General features: G+C 46.5%; 15 protein-coding genes. 14 read left to right on the plus strand and 1 reads right to left on the minus strand.

What is annotated here, in order from left to right; all coding sequences use genetic code 11:
• Positions 1–9 precede the first annotated feature (9 nt).
• The 4 genes from ABFY19_RS01375 (at position 10) to argH (ending at position 5163) form a co-directional block, all read left to right on the plus strand.
• Complete coding sequence (locus ABFY19_RS01375) at positions 10–1203, plus strand: acetylornithine transaminase (RefSeq protein ID WP_418791481.1); 1194 nt, start codon at positions 10–12, stop codon at positions 1201–1203.
• 30 nt (positions 1204–1233) lie between these two features.
• Positions 1234–2178 carry an ornithine carbamoyltransferase gene (argF, locus tag ABFY19_RS01380; RefSeq protein WP_418791482.1) on the plus strand — a complete coding sequence of 315 codons (945 nt, stop codon included), beginning with the start codon at positions 1234–1236 and terminating at the stop codon, positions 2176–2178.
• Positions 2179–2529: 351 nt separating this feature from the next.
• Entirely contained in the window at positions 2530–3741 is a 1212-nt protein-coding gene (locus tag ABFY19_RS01385) for an argininosuccinate synthase (protein WP_418791483.1), read from the plus strand.
• Positions 3742–3765: 24 nt separating this feature from the next.
• Positions 3766–5163, plus strand: a complete 1398-nt coding sequence (gene argH / locus ABFY19_RS01390) for an argininosuccinate lyase (protein ID WP_418791484.1) — start codon at positions 3766–3768, stop codon at positions 5161–5163.
• On the opposite strand, the gene ABFY19_RS01395 is transcribed toward argH, so the two are convergent.
• Positions 5160–5933 carry a hypothetical protein gene (locus tag ABFY19_RS01395; protein ID WP_418791485.1) on the minus strand — a complete coding sequence of 258 codons (774 nt, stop codon included), beginning with the start codon at positions 5931–5933 and terminating at the stop codon, positions 5160–5162. The two genes, argH and ABFY19_RS01395, sit on opposite strands and share 4 nt — an antisense overlap.
• Before the next feature lie 130 nt (positions 5934–6063).
• Between ABFY19_RS01395 and dapG the strand changes: the two genes are divergently transcribed.
• The 10 genes from dapG (at position 6064) to leuB (ending at position 19160) form a co-directional block, all read left to right on the plus strand.
• Positions 6064–7263, plus strand: a complete 1200-nt coding sequence (gene dapG / locus ABFY19_RS01400) for an aspartate kinase (RefSeq protein WP_418791486.1) — start codon at positions 6064–6066, stop codon at positions 7261–7263.
• A 424-nt stretch (positions 7264–7687) separates the two neighbouring features.
• Entirely contained in the window at positions 7688–9352 is a 1665-nt protein-coding gene (gene ilvD / locus ABFY19_RS01405) for a dihydroxy-acid dehydratase (protein ID WP_418791487.1), read from the plus strand.
• 88 nt (positions 9353–9440) lie between these two features.
• Positions 9441–11102, plus strand: coding sequence for a biosynthetic-type acetolactate synthase large subunit (ilvB, locus tag ABFY19_RS01410; protein ID WP_418791488.1), 1662 nt, complete (start codon positions 9441–9443; stop codon positions 11100–11102).
• A 7-nt stretch (positions 11103–11109) separates the two neighbouring features.
• Positions 11110–11622 (plus strand): acetolactate synthase small subunit, encoded by a 513-nt coding sequence (ilvN, locus tag ABFY19_RS01415; RefSeq protein ID WP_418791489.1) that lies wholly within the window; start codon positions 11110–11112, stop codon positions 11620–11622.
• 1 nt (position 11623) lies between these two features.
• Complete coding sequence (ilvC, locus tag ABFY19_RS01420; protein WP_418792510.1) at positions 11624–12616, plus strand: ketol-acid reductoisomerase; 993 nt, start codon at positions 11624–11626, stop codon at positions 12614–12616.
• A gap of 425 nt (positions 12617–13041) precedes the next feature.
• A complete protein-coding gene (ilvB, locus tag ABFY19_RS01425; protein WP_418791490.1) occupies positions 13042–14709 on the plus strand; it encodes a biosynthetic-type acetolactate synthase large subunit in 1668 nt (555 codons plus the stop codon).
• Positions 14710–14723: 14 nt separating this feature from the next.
• Complete coding sequence (locus ABFY19_RS01430) at positions 14724–16283, plus strand: 2-isopropylmalate synthase (protein ID WP_418791491.1); 1560 nt, start codon at positions 14724–14726, stop codon at positions 16281–16283.
• Between the two features lie 43 nt (positions 16284–16326).
• A complete protein-coding gene (gene leuC / locus ABFY19_RS01435) occupies positions 16327–17592 on the plus strand; it encodes a 3-isopropylmalate dehydratase large subunit (protein WP_418791492.1) in 1266 nt (421 codons plus the stop codon).
• On the plus strand, positions 17593–18087 hold the full coding sequence (leuD, locus tag ABFY19_RS01440) for a 3-isopropylmalate dehydratase small subunit (RefSeq protein ID WP_418791493.1): 495 nt from the start codon (positions 17593–17595) through the stop codon (positions 18085–18087).
• Positions 18087–19160 carry a 3-isopropylmalate dehydrogenase gene (gene leuB / locus ABFY19_RS01445; RefSeq protein WP_418791494.1) on the plus strand — a complete coding sequence of 358 codons (1074 nt, stop codon included), beginning with the start codon at positions 18087–18089 and terminating at the stop codon, positions 19158–19160. Before leuD ends, leuB begins: the two co-directional genes overlap by 1 nt.
• Positions 19161–19165 lie beyond the last annotated feature (5 nt).

Below are 19165 nucleotides of genomic sequence, written 5' to 3' on the forward strand. Positions count from 1 at the left end.
GGGAGTACTGTGAATACTGAGGAAATAATTAAAAACGGACAGCAATATGTGATGAATACATATGGGCGCCTGCCTATGGCGCTGGTCAGGGGTGAAGGGGTATATGTCTGGGACGCTGACGGAAACAAGTATCTTGATTTTGTTGCCGGACTGGCGGTGAATTCTTTGGGACACTGCCATCCTGCAGTGGTAGAGGCTATCCGGGAGCAGGCAGGGACATTGATGCATGTCTCCAACATCTACTGGATTGAACCTCAGGTCAGACTGGCAGAGAGCCTTGTTAAGAATTCCGCACTTGATAAGGTTTTTTTCTGTAATAGCGGAGCGGAGGCAAATGAAGGGGCTATCAAGCTGGCACGCAAGTATGCCCGGAAATACCTTGGAAATGATAAGTATGAAATAATTACAATGGAAAAGTCGTTCCATGGCAGGACATTGGCTGCCATAACGGCAACTGCCCAGCCTAAATACCAGAAGGACCTGGATCCTTTGCCGGGTGGTTTTAAATATGTTCCTTTTAATGATATTGCTGCCCTTCAAGAGGCGGTTTCCTTGCATACCTGTGCCATTATGATGGAACCGGTGCAGGGTGAGGGCGGGGTTAATGTAGCGGATTATGAATATATGCAAAAAGTAAAACAGCTCTGTGACGAGCGGGGTCTGCTGCTAATTTTTGACGAAGTTCAGTGCGGTCTGGCGCGGACGGGTAAACTGTTTGCATATGAGCATTATGGTATTGAGCCTGATATAATGACACTGGCCAAAGCCATTGCGGGAGGCTTTCCTATGGGAGCTCTTTTGGCAAAGGACAAGGTGGCTGACTGTTTCCAACCGGGTGACCATGCCTCAACCTTTGGCGGCAACCCTCTGGCAGCTGCAGCCGCTTATGCGGCAGTAAGCCTTCTTGCGGATAAGGAATTCCTTGCCTCAACAGTGGAAAAGGCCAGTTATTTTCAAGCTAAACTTAACGATTTGAAGAAAAAATATTCTTTTGTTACCGATGTACGTGGCAAAGGACTTATTCTTGGTCTTGGCATTACCGCGGATGGCATAAAAATAGTCGAGTCCTGTCGCGCTAAAGGGCTATTAATCAACTGTGTGGGCTCAAATGTATTACGCTTCCTTCCGCCTCTTATCATATCATTTGAAGATATTGATAATGCCGTCAAAATACTTGATGAGGCAATGGGTGAGAGCAGATAAGGTAAATTATTATTGTTCAGGAGGGATAATATGAACGTGTTACAGACGAGTCTTAGGGGGAAAGATTTGCTTGCCCTGTATTTATTGACCAGGGAAGAGATATGGGAAATATTGAAATTGGCCCAGGACCTGAAGATTAAACAGAAAAACGGTGTAGCTTGCCCGCTTTTGAATGGAAAAACCCTTGGCATGATTTTCACCAAATCTTCAACAAGAACCAGGGTGTCTTTTGAGGCAGCCATGTATCAACTGGGGGGGTACCCGTTGTTTTTGAGCGGTCAGGAACTTCAATTGGGACGCGGGGAGACCATTGCAGATACGGCAAAGGTGTTATCGCGTTACTTAGATGGAATTATGATAAGAACTTTTGCCCATTCAGATGTTGAAGAACTGGCCAAGTATGCGGATATACCGATAATCAACGGGCTGACAGACCTGAATCATCCCTGTCAGATACTGGCTGATTTCCAGACTATCATGGAATACAAGGGCGGCCTTAAGGGTCTGAAACTGGCTTATATCGGTGATGGCAACAATATCTGCCATTCCCTTCTTAATGGCTGTGCCAAAGTGGGTATGAATATTTCGGCAGCTGTTCCCGGAGGGTATGAGCCTAATCCGGAAATTGTTAAGATTGCAAAAGCTGATGCTGAAGAAACCGGGGCTGTAATTGAGATAACTGATGACCCCTTTAAAGCAGTGAAGGATGGCGATGTTATCTATACCGATGTATGGGCAAGCATGGGCCAGGAAGAAGAGCATGCGGAAAGATTGAAGATATTTAAGCCTTACCAAGTTAATGCAAAGCTGGTCAGCTGCGCCAAGCCGGATTATTTGTTTATGCACTGCCTGCCTGCCCATCGGGGTGAGGAAGTAACGGCAGAGGTTATTGACGGGCCCAATTCAGTTGTCTTTGATGAAGCCGAGAACAGGCTTCATGCCCAAAAAGCGGTATTGGCGCTGACAATGGGATAATAAGGCTTTCGGAAATGGCAGTGAGGAATATGGCAAGGTATTATACCGCTTTTCCGCACTGCCGCCGATGAGTCTAAGCTGCTACGCCACCTGCAACAAGCCAGCGTCCCCGAACTTGATGGCTCATTGGGATTTTCTTATTAGAAGGCCGCCTCTCGTTTTGTCAGGCCAAAACTTCCCGGCGGCCTTCGCCATCTTCGGACAGGCGGGGACTCCCTGCCTTGTTGCAGGCGTTTTGCAGCAAGACTCATAACGGCGGCAGTGCAAGGAAAATCTTGTATAATACCTACCATATGCCATAGCCATTTCCGAAGCCTTTATGAGAAGTAAATTATAGGAAGGAGTTAAGACATGTCGAAAAAAATTGTGCTTGCATATTCCGGAGGGCTGGATACCTCCATAATCATTCCATGGCTGAAAGAAAACTATGGGTACGAAGTAATTGCCATGGCTGCCGATGTAGGCCAGGGGGAAGAGCTTGCACCCCTGAGGGAAAAGGCCATTAATACTGGGGCCAGCAAGATATATATAGAGGATGTTAAAAAAGATTTTGTTGAGGAGTTTATTTGGCCGACACTGAAGGCCGGAGCTGTATATGAAGGCAAATACCTGCTGGGGACATCTTTTGCCAGGCCTCTTATCGGGAGAAGGTTAGTGGAGATTGCCCGTCAGGAGGGGGCCGAGGCCATTGCCCACGGGGCTACCGGAAAAGGCAATGACCAGGTCAGGTTTGAGCTTGCAGTAAAAGCTCTGGCACCTGACCTGAAAATTGTTGCCCCGTGGCGTGAATGGGACATCCGTTCCCGGGAGGATGCCATTACTTATGCAGAGGAGAGGGGTATCCCCATCCCTGTTAAAAAGGGACATGCTTACAGCATGGACCGTAACCTGTGGCATCTGAGCCATGAGGGTGAAGACCTGGAAGATCCGTGGAATGAACCTAATTATGATATGCTATTGATGATAACACCACCTGATAAAGCGCCTGATAAGCCTACGTACGTAGAGCTCGACTTTGAGCAGGGGATACCTGTCAGACTCAATGGAGAGGCTATGGATGGAGTCGGGATGATTGAGGCCTTGAACAAAATTGCCGGGGCCAACGGTGTGGGTATAGTTGATATGGTAGAAAACAGGTTAGTGGGCATGAAATCCAGAGGGGTTTACGAAACACCTGGGGGTACGGTTCTATATGCCGCCCACCGCGAATTGGAACTCCTTTGCATTGACAGGGATACCCTTCATTACAAGGATTTGATATCCCAACGGTATGCTGAGCTGGTGTATTACGGTCAGTGGTATCATCCTTTACGGGAGGCCCTGGATGCCTTTGTGGATATTACCCAGCAAACTGTTACCGGGACAGTAAGGATGAAGCTCTATAAAGGCAGCTGCACCCCGGCAGGAGTGAAGTCGCCGTATTCCCTTTATAATCAAGAGTTTTCTACATTTGGCCGTGATGAAGTCTATAACCAAAAAGATGCTGAAGGCTTTATTAACCTTTTCGGCTTGCCATTGACAGTTAGGGCTATCATGGAGAAAAAAGCAGGTATAAAGGATTGATTGTTTTTAGAACGGGGGAACGAAATGAAGAAGCTCTGGGGTGGACGATTTACAAAGGGAACCGACAAGGTAGTTGAGGATTTTCATTCATCAATATCTTTTGACCAAAGATTATACAGGCATGATATCAGGGGCAGTATTGCCCACGCCAGGATGCTTGGCAGGCAGGGAATTATTTTCCCTGAAGAGGCGGATACAATTATTTCCGGCCTGACGGCGGTTCTTGCTGATATAGAAGCCGGCAGTGTGGAGTTTGATGTGGGTGCGGAAGATATTCATATGAATATCGAAAAACTGCTTACAGAACGTATCGGTGATGTAGGCCGTAAGCTTCATACCGCCAGGAGCCGGAATGACCAAGTAGCCCTTGATATCAGGATGTATCTGAAAGAGGAGATTTATGTTACGGCAGGTTTGCTGGCAGGGCTTGAGGAAACCTTGCTGAAGCTGGCGGAACGGCATGCCGGGACTGTTATGCCCGGCTATACACACTTACAGAGGGCACAGCCTGTTACCTTTGGGCATCATCTAATGGCATATTTTCAAATGTTTGTCAGGGATATGGCAAGGCTGAAAGACTGCTTGGAGAGGGCTAATGTGATGCCACTAGGTTCCGGAGCCCTTGCAGGGACTACTTTTGATCTTGATAGGGATGCTGTGGCTGCTGAACTGGGATTTGCGCGGATTACGGAGAATAGCCTTGATGGTGTCAGTGACCGTGATTTCGCTATTGAGTTTTGTGCAGCAGCTTCAATTATTATGATGCACTTAAGCCGTTTTTGTGAGGAAATTATTCTGTGGTCATCGGCTGAATTTAAGTTTATTGAGCTGGATGATGCTTATTCTACCGGGAGCAGTATCATGCCACAGAAAAAGAACCCTGATGTGGCTGAACTCATTCGGGGTAAAACCGGGCGTGTATATGGTGACCTGATGGCACTGCTGACAGTGATGAAATCACTACCCCTGGCCTATAATAAAGACATGCAGGAGGACAAGGAAGCCCTTTTTGATGCTATTGATACCATCAAGGGAAGCCTGCTGGTTTTCACCCCCATGGTAGAGACAATGCGCCTAAACGAGCAGGCAATGGCACAGGCTGCCAGGGGAGGTTTTACAAATGCCACCGAGGTTGCTGATTACCTGGCGAAAAAAGGGGTCCCGTTCCGGAATGCACATGAGATAGTTGGCAAACTGGTCCTTGATTGCATTAACAAGGGAAAATCCCTGGAAGACCTTGCTTTAGAGGAATACAGGGAAGCCTCTCCTATAATAGAAGCAGATATTTATGATGCCATTAATATTGAGAAATGTGTTGCTGCCCGTAATGTTCCGGGAGGCCCGGCCCCTGCAGTTGTTGCTGATTCCATTAAACGGGGCTGGGAGTGGCTTGAGGACATTAAGAAAAATTTCCGGTTTTAAAAGCTTATAGTTACATTATTGTAATCAATTTCATAACCATCAGGGGTTACTAGTTGAAATACAAATTTCTTATTTTTATTTAAAGCCATGACTTCACCGGAAACACTTAGCACCAGGTCCCTGAGGTCTACAGCCAGGACTTGGATGCCTGAGCGTTCTGGTGTGCCGACAAGTATTACCTGGTTATTATATACAATTATATTTGTAATCATATGGTTGACAGAAATTATAGCAACCGTATCAGTTGCCTTGTTACTATAAACCGGTAGTTCAATATCACCGGCAAGTTCAGCTATGCCGCAGTTGTGGAGAGTTTCATTCCACAATACAGGGCTCCCCTGAGTGGCAAACAGCCGGTGATAGGAGTTGTGAATCCTGTCCGGGACATTGCTCCATTGACCATTGATACTGTGCCAGTATGGCTGGTAGTCTGGGCGTACCCATGCCGTGTCTTGGTATATTTCCTCAAACGGGACCTGTATTCCCTCCTCCATTATCATGAGCGGAGAGTGGGTTTTCTCTGCAGGAATAATACTGTCTGAGGCTACCATTTTCACCGGTGTGGAAGGTTCCAGTTTTGCCAGCCTGTTTTTGAGCTCTTGATTTTCTTTAAGGGTTTTTTCCATTTGTGTCAACTGGTTTTCATTAACTGTCTGAATACTTATTTTTGGCTTATCATGAACCAGAGTGAATATCAAAAAGGTTGCGGAAATTATCAGCATATAAAATGCAAGCCGGTTTTTAACATACAGGTTTTTTATTTTGGACATAATTAACCACCTCATTTAGAGGATAGGCATTTATGGCATTGTTTATACAAGTGCAAGTATTTCTTATTGAAATACCTTGGTGATAGGTTTATACTAAAAAGATAGAGTAATTTGGGGAGTGGTGGAACCAGTGAAGATCGTCGTCCAAAAATTCGGTGGGACATCTGTCGCAACTGCTGAATCAAGAGAAAAAGCATTAAAACGGATTATTGAATCCAAAAGTCAGGGTTATTCACCTGTGGTAGTTGTTTCGGCAATGGGCAGAAAGGGTGAGCCTTATGCCACAGATACCCTGATTGATTTGGTCAAATCTATACATAGTAATGTTGAACCAAGGGAGCTTGACTTATTGATTTCATGTGGTGAGGTTATTTCTTCGGTAATAATGGCCACACTGTTGAAAAACATGGGCCACCAGGCCATTGCTTTAACAGGCGGGCAGGCAGGCATATGTACTGACGGGACATACGGGAATGCACAGATTATTGATATAGATCCAGGCTTTATCAGAGGTTGCCTGGCTGAAGGATACATTGTTGTTGTAGCCGGGTTTCAGGGCATCTGTAGTGATGGAAGTACAACTACCCTGGGCCGGGGAGGCAGTGATACTACGGCAACAGCTCTGGGGGCAGCCCTGGAGGCCGAATATGTAGAGATATATACTGATGTTGACGGGGTTATGACAACAGACCCGAGGGTTATTCCTGATGCTGCCATTATGAAAGATGTCTCTTACAGGGAAATTTGTGAAATGGCACATCATGGAGCCAAGGTAATTCATCCCAGGGCTGTTGAGGCTGCTATGAGCGGTAAGGTGCCTATTAAGATAAAAAACACTTTTTCCGATGCTGAAGGCACACTGATAGCAGAAAACATTGATGAACGGGTTATTACCGGACTTGCTCACCAGACCAACATCAGCCAGGTAAAGGTGGGTCCTCTTGACGGGAAAGCCGTTCAGATGGCCAAGGTCAAAGTGCTCAAGACAATGGCTGAAGCCGGAATCAGTATTGATATGATAGGAGTGGCGCCTAATTCTATTTTCTTTGTTATAAATGGTGATAATACTAAAGGGGCCAGCCAGGTTCTTCAGGAAGCAGGATATAATTTCCTGGTTGATACCGGTTGTGCCAAAATATCGGTAATCGGTGCTGGCATGGTCGGGGTTCCCGGAGTAATGGCAAAAGCCATGGAATCCCTTGACAGAGCAGGGGTTACAGTTTTACAGACATCAGATTCGGATATTACTATTTCATTTTTGATTAAAGAACAAGATGTTTCCAGAGGAATGCAGATTCTATATGAAAGGTTCGACCTGGGAAAGAGGTAAAGTTTCTTAAAAAAACACCTTGACACAAGCAAAGCGAATATGTATACTAGATTCAATATATTTTCAATTCAAAAAGGTAATGAAGGGGAATTTATACATTGTGAAGGCCTCCAGAGAGCCGGGGAAGCTGAAAACCGGCGCCTGATTGTGTGTAAGCTACTCACCCCTGAACCGGCAGTTGAACGGCATTTCCCTAATGTTCAGTAAGCTCGCCCGGCGCAGACCGTTATCATGCATGCGAAAACATCAATTAAGAGGCCGTTTTATTATATTAATAAATGGCAAGCAGGGTGGTACCGCGGAAGGTTGTTAACCTCTCGTCCCTGATAGGGCTGTCTATCGGGCGAGAGTTTTTTATTTGGCAGATAGCAAAGTATGAATAGTGCTTAGCGAAGCTAAGCCTTTTTAAAGGGAGGGGTTTCTAGTGAGAAGCGATGCAGTTAAAAAAGGTTTGGAAAAAGCCCCCCATCGTTCCCTCTTCAAAGCGATGGGATATACTGATGAGGAGTTAGCCAGGCCGCTAATAGGGGTTGTAAACTCCCGAAATGAAGTGGTGCCCGGACACATTCATTTGGATACTATTGCTGAGGCGGTTAAGGCCGGGGTAAGAATGGCGGGAGGTACGCCAATTGAGTTTCCGGCAATCGGGGTTTGTGACGGTATCGCCATGAACCATGAGGGAATGAAGTATTCATTGGCAAGCCGTGAAATTATTGCTGATTCTGTGGAGATTATGACACAGGCTCATGCTTTTGACGGCCTTGTATTAATACCGAACTGTGATAAGATTATTCCAGGGATGCTGATGGCTGCGGCCCGACTCAACATTCCTGCAATAGTGGTCAGCGGCGGACCAATGCTCACAGGCAAGTACCAGGGAAAAGTTGCTTCATTGAGCAATATTTTTGAAGGTGTTGGCGCTGCCCGCGGCGGCAAGATAACTGAAGCTGAGCTGGCAGAGATGGAAGAGTCCGTATGTCCGGGCTGTGGTTCATGTGCGGGGATGTTTACCGCAAATACTATGAACTGCCTGACAGAGGTACTCGGGATGTCTCTGCCTGGAAGCGGCACTATCCCGGCAGTAACGGCAGCCAGGATAAGGCTGGCTAAACAGACAGGCATGAAGATAATGGAACTTGTTGCCCAGGATATCAAGCCTCTTGATATTATGAATGAGGAGTCATTCCACAATGCCATAGCTGCAGACATGGCCCTTGGGGGTTCTACAAACACAGTACTCCATTTGCCCGCAATTGCCCATGAGTGTGGTTTTGCCCTTGACCTTAACCTTTTTCAGGAACTCAATGAAAAGACACCACATTTATGTAAGCTGAGTCCTGCAGGGAGCCACCATATTCAGGACCTCAATGAGGCGGGCGGGATTCCTGCAGTTTTGGCTGAACTCAGCAAAAAAGGGATTTTATATACTGACCGCTTGACAGTTACCGGAAAAACTGTCGAGGAAAATTTTGCCGGGAAACAGATACTTGACCCGGTGGTAATTAGGCCACTGGATAATCCATACAGCGAAAAAGGCGGTTTGGCAATTCTCAGAGGCAACATCGCTCCTGACGGTTCAGTTGTCAAGGAAGCTGCCGTAGCGCCTGAGATGCATCATCATAAAGGGCCGGCCAGGGTTTTTGAATCAGAAGAGGAAACGGTTCAGGCACTTATTGATGGCAAAGTTAACAAAGGGGATGTAATTGTAATCAGGTATGAAGGTCCCAAAGGCGGTCCCGGTATGCGGGAGATGCTGACTCCGACCGCAATGGTGGCAGGCCTTGGATTGGATAAAGATGTAGCCTTAATTACCGACGGAAGATTTTCCGGGGCTACCAGGGGAGCATCTATTGGCCATGTTTCTCCGGAAGCCGCTGAAGGAGGCCCTATAGCGGCAGTAAGGGACGGGGACATTATTGAAATAGATATTCCTAACTGCAGCCTAAATCTTCTTATTAGTGATGACGAGTTAAAGGCTAGGCTTGCTGAATGGAAACCAAGAGAGCCAAAAGTCAAGAAAGGTTATTTGGCCCGTTATGCCAAGCTAGTGACTTCTGCCAGTACCGGAGCAGTTCTGCAAGACAGTTAGAACAGGTTTAGGGTGCCAAATAGCTGATGCTGCCGATTAGTGACCGGAGGTGCCGGTCGACATTATAAGCTTGACGGAGGTGGATAAGTTGAAATTATCCGGGGCGGAAATAATTATAAGAAGTTTGCAGGAAGAGGGTGTAGAAGCCATTTTCGGCTACCCGGGGGGATCGGTGCTGCCTATTTATGATGCCTTGTATAACTCTTCTTTAAAACATTATCTGGTACGGCATGAACAGGGGGCTGCACATGCGGCTGACGGATATGCCCGGGCCACCGGAAAGCCGGGTGTCTGCCTGGCAACATCCGGACCGGGAGCTACTAATTTGGTTACGGGAATAGCCACAGCCTATATGGACTCTGTGCCGATAGTAGCTTTCACAGGCCAGGTGCCCTGTGACCTGCTGGGTAAAGATTCTTTTCAAGAGGCTGACATTACAGGTATTACACTTCCTATTACCAAGCATAATTTTTTGGTGAAGGATGTGAACGACCTGGCCAGGACTATCAAGGAAGCATTTCATATTGCTACAACCGGCAGGCCGGGGCCGGTGCTTATAGATATCCCCAAAGACATCTGTGTAAAGCAAACCACTTTTAAATACCCTGACAAGGTTAATTTGAAGGGCTATAAACCTACTATGAAGGGGAATAAAGGACAGATTGCCAATGCGGTGAAGCTTATTGGAGCGGCGAAAAAGCCGGTTATTTATGCCGGCGGAGGGGTTGTAGTATCCAATGCCAGCGAGGAGCTCTTCAAGCTGGCAGAGCTGACCGTAAGCCCGGTAACGACTACATTGATGGGTATCGGGGCTTTTCCGGAGACTCATCCCCTTTCAGTAGGGATGCTTGGTATGCATGGAACAAAGCCGGCTAATTTTGCCGTAAGTGAGTGTGACCTGCTGATTGCTGTGGGGGCCAGGTTTGATGACAGGGTTACCGGAAAGTTAGACGAATTTGCCCCGGAGGCCGGGATAATTCATATAGATGTTGATCCTGCGGAGATTGGCAAGAATATTAGAATTGATGTACCTATTGTGGGGGACGTTAAGACAGTACTGGCCGAACTTAACAACAAACTGGACCAAAAGCAGCCCGCCGAATGGCAGGAGAGAGTAGCAAAATGGAAGGACAAATACCCGCTTACTTATGAAGAAAACGGTGTTTTAAAGCCTCAGTTCATTATTGAAGAAATATATAATATAACAAAAGGGGAAGCTACTATTGTCACTGAGGTAGGACAGAACCAGATGTGGGCTGCTCAGTACTATAAGTATTCCAAACCGCGTACATTTCTTTCTTCCGGCGGTCTTGGGACAATGGGTTACGGACTACCGGCAGCAATTGGAGCAAAAGTTGCCTGCCCTGACTCAGTGGTAATAGATATTGCCGGTGACGGCAGTATTCAGATGAACATCCAGGAAATGGCTACCGCAGTGCATTATAATATTCCGGTGATTATTGCAATTTTGAACAACAACTATCTGGGAATGGTCAGGCAGTGGCAGGAAATATTTTATGACCGCAGGTACTCCTTTACCGATATCTCGGGCCCTGACTTTGTGAAACTGGCTGAAGCTTATGGGGCTTTAGGGATTCGGGTTACAGAGCCAAAGGAAGTGAAGCCTGCCCTGAAAAAAGCTATTGCAGCCAATCGCCCGGTGATAATAGATTTTGTCATTGAACGGGAAGAGAACGTTTTCCCTATGGTTCCTCCCGGCGGTGCTATTCACAAGATGTTAGGAGGTTAATTAGGTTATGAGGCATATCCTTGCTGTTCTGGTAGAAAATAACCCGGGAGTACTTACACGTGTTGCAGGACTTTTCAGCAGGCGGGGTTACAATATCGATAGCCTGACCGTAGGTCGTACTGATAGTTCGAGGATTTCCAGGATGACTATTGTGGTCTCCGGTGATGACCATGTTTTGGAGCAGGTTACTAAGCAGTTGCATAAACTGGTTGACGTTATTAAAATCAATGATATTACGTCTGAACAGTATGTGGACCGGGAACTTGTCCTGATAAAAGTTGGGGCAGACCCTTCCGTACGTGCGGAAATAATGCAGATTGTTGATATCTTCAGGGCACGGATTGTTGATATCGGACGGAAAACCCTGATGATAGAGTGTACCGGTGATGAGGGTAAAATAAATGCGGTAATTGAGTCCCTGATGCCGTTTGGTATCAAAGAACTTGTGCGTACCGGAAAAGTTGCCATGTTGAGGGGACAGAAATTTACATCAATAAACGAAAATAGAGAGGATGATTAAAATGGTAAAAATGTATTATGATAGTGATGCTGATATCAATCTGTTAAAAGACAAGACAATAGCTGTTATTGGATATGGGAGTCAGGGACATGCCCAGGCCCAGAACCTTAAAGATAGCGGTCTTAATGTTATTATTGGCCTGCGCCGTGACCTTCCCGAGTGGGATGCCGCAGTTGCCTATGGTTTTGAAGTTATGAATGTTGCTGAAGCTGCAGCAAAAGCTGACATCATCCAACTTCTCGTTCCTGATCAGATTCAGGCTATAGTTTACAAAGAGTCTGTTGCTCAACATATGACTTCCGGTAAGGCCTTGGTGTTCTCTCATGGGTTTAATATTCATTTCGGGCAGATCGTACCGCCTGCTGATGTTGATGTTTTTATGATAGCTCCCAAGAGCCCCGGACACATGGTGCGCAGGATGTATCAGGAAGGTGCCGGAGTCCCCGGATTGGTAGCAATTCATCAGGATGCTACCGGCAAGGCTATGGATGTGGCGCTGGCTTATGCTAAGGGTATTGGCTGCACTCGTGCCGGAGTTTTTGAAACAACCTTTAAGGAAGAAACTGAGACCGATCTGTTTGGTGAGCAGGCAGTCCTCTGTGGCGGGGTAACTGAACTTATCAAAGCAGGTTTTGATACCTTGGTTGAAGCCGGGTATGCCCCTGAGATGGCATATTTTGAATGCCTGCATGAGCTGAAGCTTATTGTTGACCTGATTTATGAAGGCGGTTTAAGCTATATGAGGTACTCTATTAGTGATACCGCAGAATATGGCGACTATGTAACGGGTCCCCGGATTATTACTGAAGAGACTAGGGAAGAAATGCGCCAGGTTCTTTATGAGATTCAGTCCGGCCAGTTTGCCCGTGAGTGGCTATTGGAAAATAGTGTTAATCGTCCCGTATTTAATGCTCTGAGAAAACAGGATGCAGAACATCAGGTTGAGGTTGTCGGCAAAAAGCTTCGTGGCATGATGCCCTGGTTGAAGAAGTAAGCCGGTCAAAACAGTAGTTTAAATCTCGGCCTCTTCGAAGAAGAGGCCTTATTGCTCAAATGACGCATTGTTGGCTTTGGGAAATAACAATTGGGGAAATGGTTTGACATTGTACCGATTTCCCGTAATACTGCCAAAGAAATCTAACCTTGTTCCTGGTGAAGTCTGGGAACACCGCCAATTCGGCTCCTGCCTCAGTGGCGGCGCGGGCCGTCCGTGGCCCGCGTCCCGTACTTCGCTAAGCGGAACTGCGGTAATATTTCTCATGGCAGTATTACAAGGGAAATCTTGTACAATGCCAAACTATATCTTATAGCCATTTCCTGAGCCAACAGTGGGATCAGACCAATAAGCGGTGAGATTTGAGATACAGAAGTATTAATACGAATCATGATATATAACTTATTGAAAAAGGAGGGAATGGGATGAAAATGACGGCTGCCGAAGCCTTAATTAAGTGCCTAAAGGAACAAGGTGTTGATGTTGTATTCGGGTATCCCGGAGGCAACATATTGCCTGTTTATGATGCCATGTGTGAATCATCTGATATCAGACACGTGCTGGTACGGCACGAACAGGGAGCCGTTCATGCCGCTGACGGCTATGCGAGGGTCACGGGCAAGGTCGGGGTGTGTATGGCCACTTCCGGCCCCGGTGCTACCAACCTGGTTACAGGGATAGCCAATGCATATATGGATTCCATTCCCATGGTAGTTATTACAGGGCAGGTCTCCACTACGATGGTAGGGACCGATGCCTTTCAGGAAGTTGACATTACAGGGATTACTATTCCTATTACAAAGCATAACTATTTGGTCAAGGATGCCGGTAAACTGCCGCTGATAGTTAAACAGGCATTTCATATTGCTGCCACCGGCAGGCCTGGACCGGTGCTGATTGATATTCCTAAAAATGTATTACAGGAAGAAATTATTTATGAGGATATTGATGACCTGAAGATGATGGGATACAAGCCGACATACAGGGGCAATAAATCTCAGATTAATATGGCTTGTGACCTAATTATGCAGGCCTGGCGCCCCCTGATATATTGTGGGGGAGGAATACATGCATCAAATGCTGCAGATATTCTGACCAGACTTGCAGAAATGATATCAGCGCCTGTAACCAGTACCCTGATGGGTTTGGGTGCTATTCCGGGAAGTCATGACCTTTCCCTCGGTATGCTGGGGCTGCATGGGGCCAAGTATGCTAACTTGGCAGTAACCGAATGTGATGTTCTGATAGCCCTGGGAGTTAGGTTTGATGACCGGGTTGCCGTGGACTTTTCATCATTTGCCCCTAATGCTAAAATAATCCATGTGGATATAGATCCTGCCGAAATAGGTAAAAACGTCAGGGTAGATATTCCTATAGTGGGTGATGTCAGGATTGTAATGGATGCTATGCTGGAAAGGCTGGAGGAGAAAAATTGTGATGAATGGCTGGAACAGGTCAGAGAATGGAAAAAAGCATATCCTCTTCAGTATAAAACCGAAACTGGCTTAAAACCCCAGGCTATCATTGAAGCCATTAGGGAATTGACTAATGGTGAAGCTGTAATGGTTACTGATGTCGGACAGCACCAGATGTGGGCTGCCCAGTACTATAGAACAAAACTGCCGCGTACATTTGTTAGTTCCGGCGGTCTTGGGACCATGGGGTATGGCCTGCCGGCGGCTGTGGGTGCTAAAATAGGGCTGCCTGACAGAGAGGTGGTCCTGGTTACAGGAGACGGAAGTTTTCAAATGTGTATGCAGGAATTTGGCACAGCCGTCGAACAGGGTTTGCCAATAAAGGTTATTATTTTAAACAACTTCTCCCTTGGCATGGTACGCCAGCTTCAGGAGTTTTACTGTAACAGGCGTTATATAGCAACAGATTTTCAAAAAAACCCTGATTTTGTGAAATTCGCTGGGGTGTATGATGCCCCTGGTTTGAGAATTTCTGATGCCGGTCAGTTGCATAGCGTTCTTGAGCAGGCCTTGCAGTATGACGGACCTGTAATAGTTGACTGTATTATAGAAAAGGAAGAGAATGTTTATCCAATGGTATTGGCCGGGCAGCCCCTGAGCCAGCCCATTGAAGGGTAGAGAGGGGAATTAGTATGAACCAGAAGGTTTATATTTTTGATACCACCTTAAGGGATGGGGAACAGTCACCCGGAGTAAACCTGAATGTCCAGGATAAGCTGGATATTGCCAATCAGCTCCAGAGGCTCGGGGTGGATATTATTGAGGCCGGATTCCCGATAGCTTCACAGGGCGATTTTGAAGCTGTCAGGAGTGTTGCCAAGAAAATTAAGGGTGTCACGATTGCAGGTCTCGCGAGGGCTTCGGTTAAGGATATTGACAGGGCCTGGGAAGCCGTGAAATATGCTGATCAGGCAAGGATTCATACATTTATTGCCACTTCAGACATACACCTTACCCACAAGCTTAAAATGAGCCGTGATGAGGTGCTGGATGCTGCTGTGGCAGCTGTAAAATATGCCAAAAATTATACTAATGATGTAGAGTTCTCGGCTGAAGACGCTTTCCGCAGTGACCTTGATTTCCTTTGCAGGGTAATTGAAGCGGCTATAGCGGCCGGAGCAACAACTATTAATATACCGGATACGGTTGGTTATGCCACACCTGTTGAATTTGGTGAATTTATTAGAGATATCAGGGCCAGGGTGACCAATGTTAATAAGGCCGTTATCAGTGTTCACTGTCATAATGATTTAGGGTTGGCGGTGGCTAATTCACTTGCTGCTGTTGCCAATGGCGCCCAGCAGGTGGAATGCGCTGTTAACGGGATTGGTGAAAGGGCAGGCAATGCTTCCCTTGAAGAAGTGGTTATGGCCCTCTATACGAGGCGTCCCTTTTTTCAAAAAGATACCGGAATCAAAAAAGAAGAGATTTACCGTACCAGCCGTTTGGTATCGAGCCTTACAGGGATGAGGATACAACCCAATAAAGCCATTGTGGGGAAAAATGCCTTTGCTCATGAATCCGGGATACATCAGGATGGTGTTCTGAAGGAACGCAGTACCTATGAGATTATGAATCCGGAAATGATAGGCCTGAATATTAACAATATTGTTTTAGGGAAACACTCGGGAAGGCATGCCATCAAGGACAGGCTGCTGGAAATGGGTTACCACCTTTCAACTGAGGAAATTGAAAAGGCTTTTGTGAAATTCAAGGAACTGGCTGACAAGAAAAGGGAAATTAAGGACGAAGACCTTGCTGCCATAGTGGAAAATGAGGTCCTGACAGTTCCGGAGACATATACCCTTGAATATCTTCATATATCCAGCGGGACCAAGGTGATTCCTACAGCCACCATCAGGCTGTGCAAAAATGGGGAAATGTTTGAGGAAGCCTCCTGCGGGGATGGTCCTGTTGATGCTATATACAAAGCTATAGATAAGATTACGGGAATTAGCAGCATTCTGCTGTTATATAACCTCCATGCCGTTACAGGAGGCAAGGATGCTCTTGGTGAAGTTACCGTTAAAATTCTGCCAAATGGCGGTAACAAAAAGACCTTCCTGGGCAGAGGTATAAGCACCGATATTCTGGAAGCCAGCACTAAGGCGTATTTGAATGCTGTCAATAAGGTAGTTAGTATTGAATATGAAAACGGTAACCATGACCAAAGCGCCCGGGATGGAGTGTAAGGGCTAACCGGATGTTATTTTAGCATGAGAGAGGTGACTGAGGATGGGAATGACCATCACTGAAAAAATTCTGGCAGCACATGCGGGCAAAAAGACTGTTGCTCCGGGTGAACTAATCAGCAGTAAGGTTGATGTTGTTCTGGGCAATGATATCACTGCCCCTGTTGCCATAAAGGAATTTGAAAAAATTGGAGTACCGGAAGTGTTTGATAAAGAAAAAGTTGTGCTGGTTCCGGATCATTTTACCCCCAACAAAGACATCAAATCCGCCGAACAGGCCAAGATGCTGCGTAATTTTGCTAAAGAGCAGGACCTGACTAATTACTTTGAAGTAGGCAGGATGGGGATAGAGCACTGTCTGCTGCCTGAGCAGGGAATTGTCCTTCCGGGTGATGTTATCATCGGAGCTGACTCCCATACCTGTACGTATGGTGCATTGGGAGCATTTTCTACCGGGGTGGGCAGTACCGATATGGCTGCAGGCATGGCTTCAGGTGAAGTTTGGTTTAAGGTGCCGGAATCAATCAAGTTTGTCTACAATGGTGATGAATTAAATGAATGGGTCAGCGGCAAAGACCTTATCCTGCATACTATTGGTGATATAGGTGTGGATGGCGCTTTATATAAAGCGATGGAATTTACCGGACCGGCTATTCGGAACTTATCCATGGACGGCAGGCTTACCATGGCCAATATGGCTATTGAAGCAGGAGGCAAAAACGGTATCATTGCCCCTGACCAGACCACTATTGATTATGTAGAATCCAGGGCCAAAAGGCCTTATAAGATATATGACAGTGACGATGATGCCTGTTATGATACTGTTATAGAATATGATGTTTCCCAAATTGAGCCCCAGGTGGCTTTCCCGCACTTGCCGGAAAACTCCAGGCCGGTAAGTGAGGCCGGTAAGGTGGAAATAGATCAGGTTATTATAGGCTCATGTACCAATGGACGCATGGAAGACCTTCGTATTGCGGCAAAAGTGCTGCAAGGGCATAAGGTCCATTCTGATGTAAGGCTGATAATTATACCAGGGACCCAGGAGATTTATAAACAGGCTATGAAAGAAGGGCTTTTTGAAATATTTGTTGATGCGGGTGCCGCAGTCAGCACCCCAACTTGCGGACCCTGTCTGGGAGGACATATGGGTATTTTAGCCAAGGGGGAAAGGGCCATAGCGACAACTAACCGTAACTTTGTTGGCAGGATGGGTCACCCCGAGAGTGAAGTTTATTTGTCTAATCCCGCAGTTGCAGCGGCATCGGCGATAATGGGCCGTATTGTCGGACCCGGGGAGGTGGAATAAATGGAATTTCAGGGACGTACGTGGAAATTTGGAGCAGATGTAGATACAGATGCTATAATTCCGGCAAGATACCTGAATACTTCAGACCCTGCCGAATTGGCCAGGCATTGTATGGAGGATGCCGACCCGGAATTTCCTAACAAAGTAAAAGCCGGAGACATAATTGTTGCCGAAAAAAACTTCGGCTGCGGCAGTTCCAGGGAACATGCTCCTATATGTATTAAGGCTTCAGGGATATCCTGCGTTATTGCCAAATCATTTGCCCGGATTTTTTATAGGAATGCCTTCAATATCGGGCTCCCTATCCTGGAATCAGCTGAAGCTGTGGACGGTATTGACGAAGGAGACGAAGTGAAGGTAGATGTAGATAATGGTATTATATATAATGTTACAAAGGGCACAAGTTTTAAGTCTACAGCTATTCCACCGTTCATGCAGGAATTGATTGATGCCGGGGGTTTAATTAATTATGTGCGGGGGAGGCTGAATCGTTAATGTATAAGATAGCTGTTTTACCCGGAGATGGAATTGGTGTTGAAATAGTGCCTGAAGCAGTAAAAGTGTTAAAGGCAATCGGCGAAAAATACGGGCACAATTTTGAGTTTACCGAAGGCCTGATTGGAGGATCGGCTATAGATGCGGCAGGAGAGCCGCTGCCTAAAGATACACTGGACCTTTGTTATAGAAGTGATGCGGTTTTACTGGGTGCTATCGGGGGCCCTAAGTGGGATACCCTGCCGGTACACTTGAGGCCTGAGGCCGGGGCCCTGCTGCCCCTGAGAAAAGCCTTGGGGCTCTATGCCAATATGCGCCCGGCGACTCTTTATGAGGCCTTGATTGATGCTTCCACTCTGAAGAAGGAAGTTATTGAGGGAATAGATATTATGGTTATCAGGGAACTGACCGGGGGACTGTATTTCGGTGAGAAGAAACGTGAAAAGACTGCTTCCGGTCAGATAGCTGTTGATTCCTTGGTTTACAGTACAGAGGAAATTACCCGCATCGCTCGGCTTGGTTTTGAAATTGCCGGTAAGCGCAAAAAGGTTCTTCATTCGGTGGATAAGGCCAATGTTCTTGAGAGTTCGCGTCTCTGGCGGGAAACCATAATCGAACTGTCAAAAGAATATCCTGATGTTGAGCTGGTACACATGTATGTTGATAATTGTGCCATGCAGCTGGTGCGCTGGCCCAAACAGTTTGATGTAATTGTTACTGAAAATATGTTTGGGGACATCTTGACCGATCAGGCTTCAATGCTGACAGGGTCTATAGGGATGCTGCCTTCTGCCAGCTTAGGCGGTAAAATTGGCCTTTATGAACCTAGTCATGGGTCGGCACCTGATATAGCAGGGCAGAAGAAGGCCAATCCTTTGGCAACAATTTTGTCTGCAGCTATGTTACTTAGGTATTCCTTTAACCTGGATAATGAGGCCAAGGCTATTGAGGATGCAGTTGTTCAGGTTCTTAACAGCGGGTACAGGACACCTGATATTATGGAAAACGGCGGCAAGCCTGTCAACACCGAAGAGATGGGAGACCGCGTTGTGGAGCAGATTATTAAGGAGTAGAGATT

The organism is Phosphitispora sp. TUW77 (genome assembly GCF_048453025.1).
Lineage (GTDB): Bacteria > Bacillota > Thermincolia > Thermincolales > UBA2595 > Phosphitispora.

Coding starts and splice junctions, on each gene's coding strand:
- ilvC (WP_418792510.1), top strand. CDS start 11,624: ATGGTAAAAATGTATTATGATAGTGATGCTGATATCAATCTGTTAAAA.
- argH (WP_418791484.1), top strand. CDS start 3,766: ATGAAGAAGCTCTGGGGTGGACGATTTACAAAGGGAACCGACAAGGTA.
- leuB (WP_418791494.1), top strand. CDS start 18,087: ATGTATAAGATAGCTGTTTTACCCGGAGATGGAATTGGTGTTGAAATA.
- argF (WP_418791482.1), top strand. CDS start 1,234: ATGAACGTGTTACAGACGAGTCTTAGGGGGAAAGATTTGCTTGCCCTG.
- ABFY19_RS01395 (WP_418791485.1), bottom strand. CDS start 5,933: ATGTCCAAAATAAAAAACCTGTATGTTAAAAACCGGCTTGCATTTTAT.
- ilvN (WP_418791489.1), top strand. CDS start 11,110: ATGAGGCATATCCTTGCTGTTCTGGTAGAAAATAACCCGGGAGTACTT.
- leuD (WP_418791493.1), top strand. CDS start 17,593: ATGGAATTTCAGGGACGTACGTGGAAATTTGGAGCAGATGTAGATACA.
- ABFY19_RS01385 (WP_418791483.1), top strand. CDS start 2,530: ATGTCGAAAAAAATTGTGCTTGCATATTCCGGAGGGCTGGATACCTCC.
- ABFY19_RS01430 (WP_418791491.1), top strand. CDS start 14,724: ATGAACCAGAAGGTTTATATTTTTGATACCACCTTAAGGGATGGGGAA.
- ilvB (WP_418791490.1), top strand. CDS start 13,042: ATGAAAATGACGGCTGCCGAAGCCTTAATTAAGTGCCTAAAGGAACAA.
- leuC (WP_418791492.1), top strand. CDS start 16,327: ATGGGAATGACCATCACTGAAAAAATTCTGGCAGCACATGCGGGCAAA.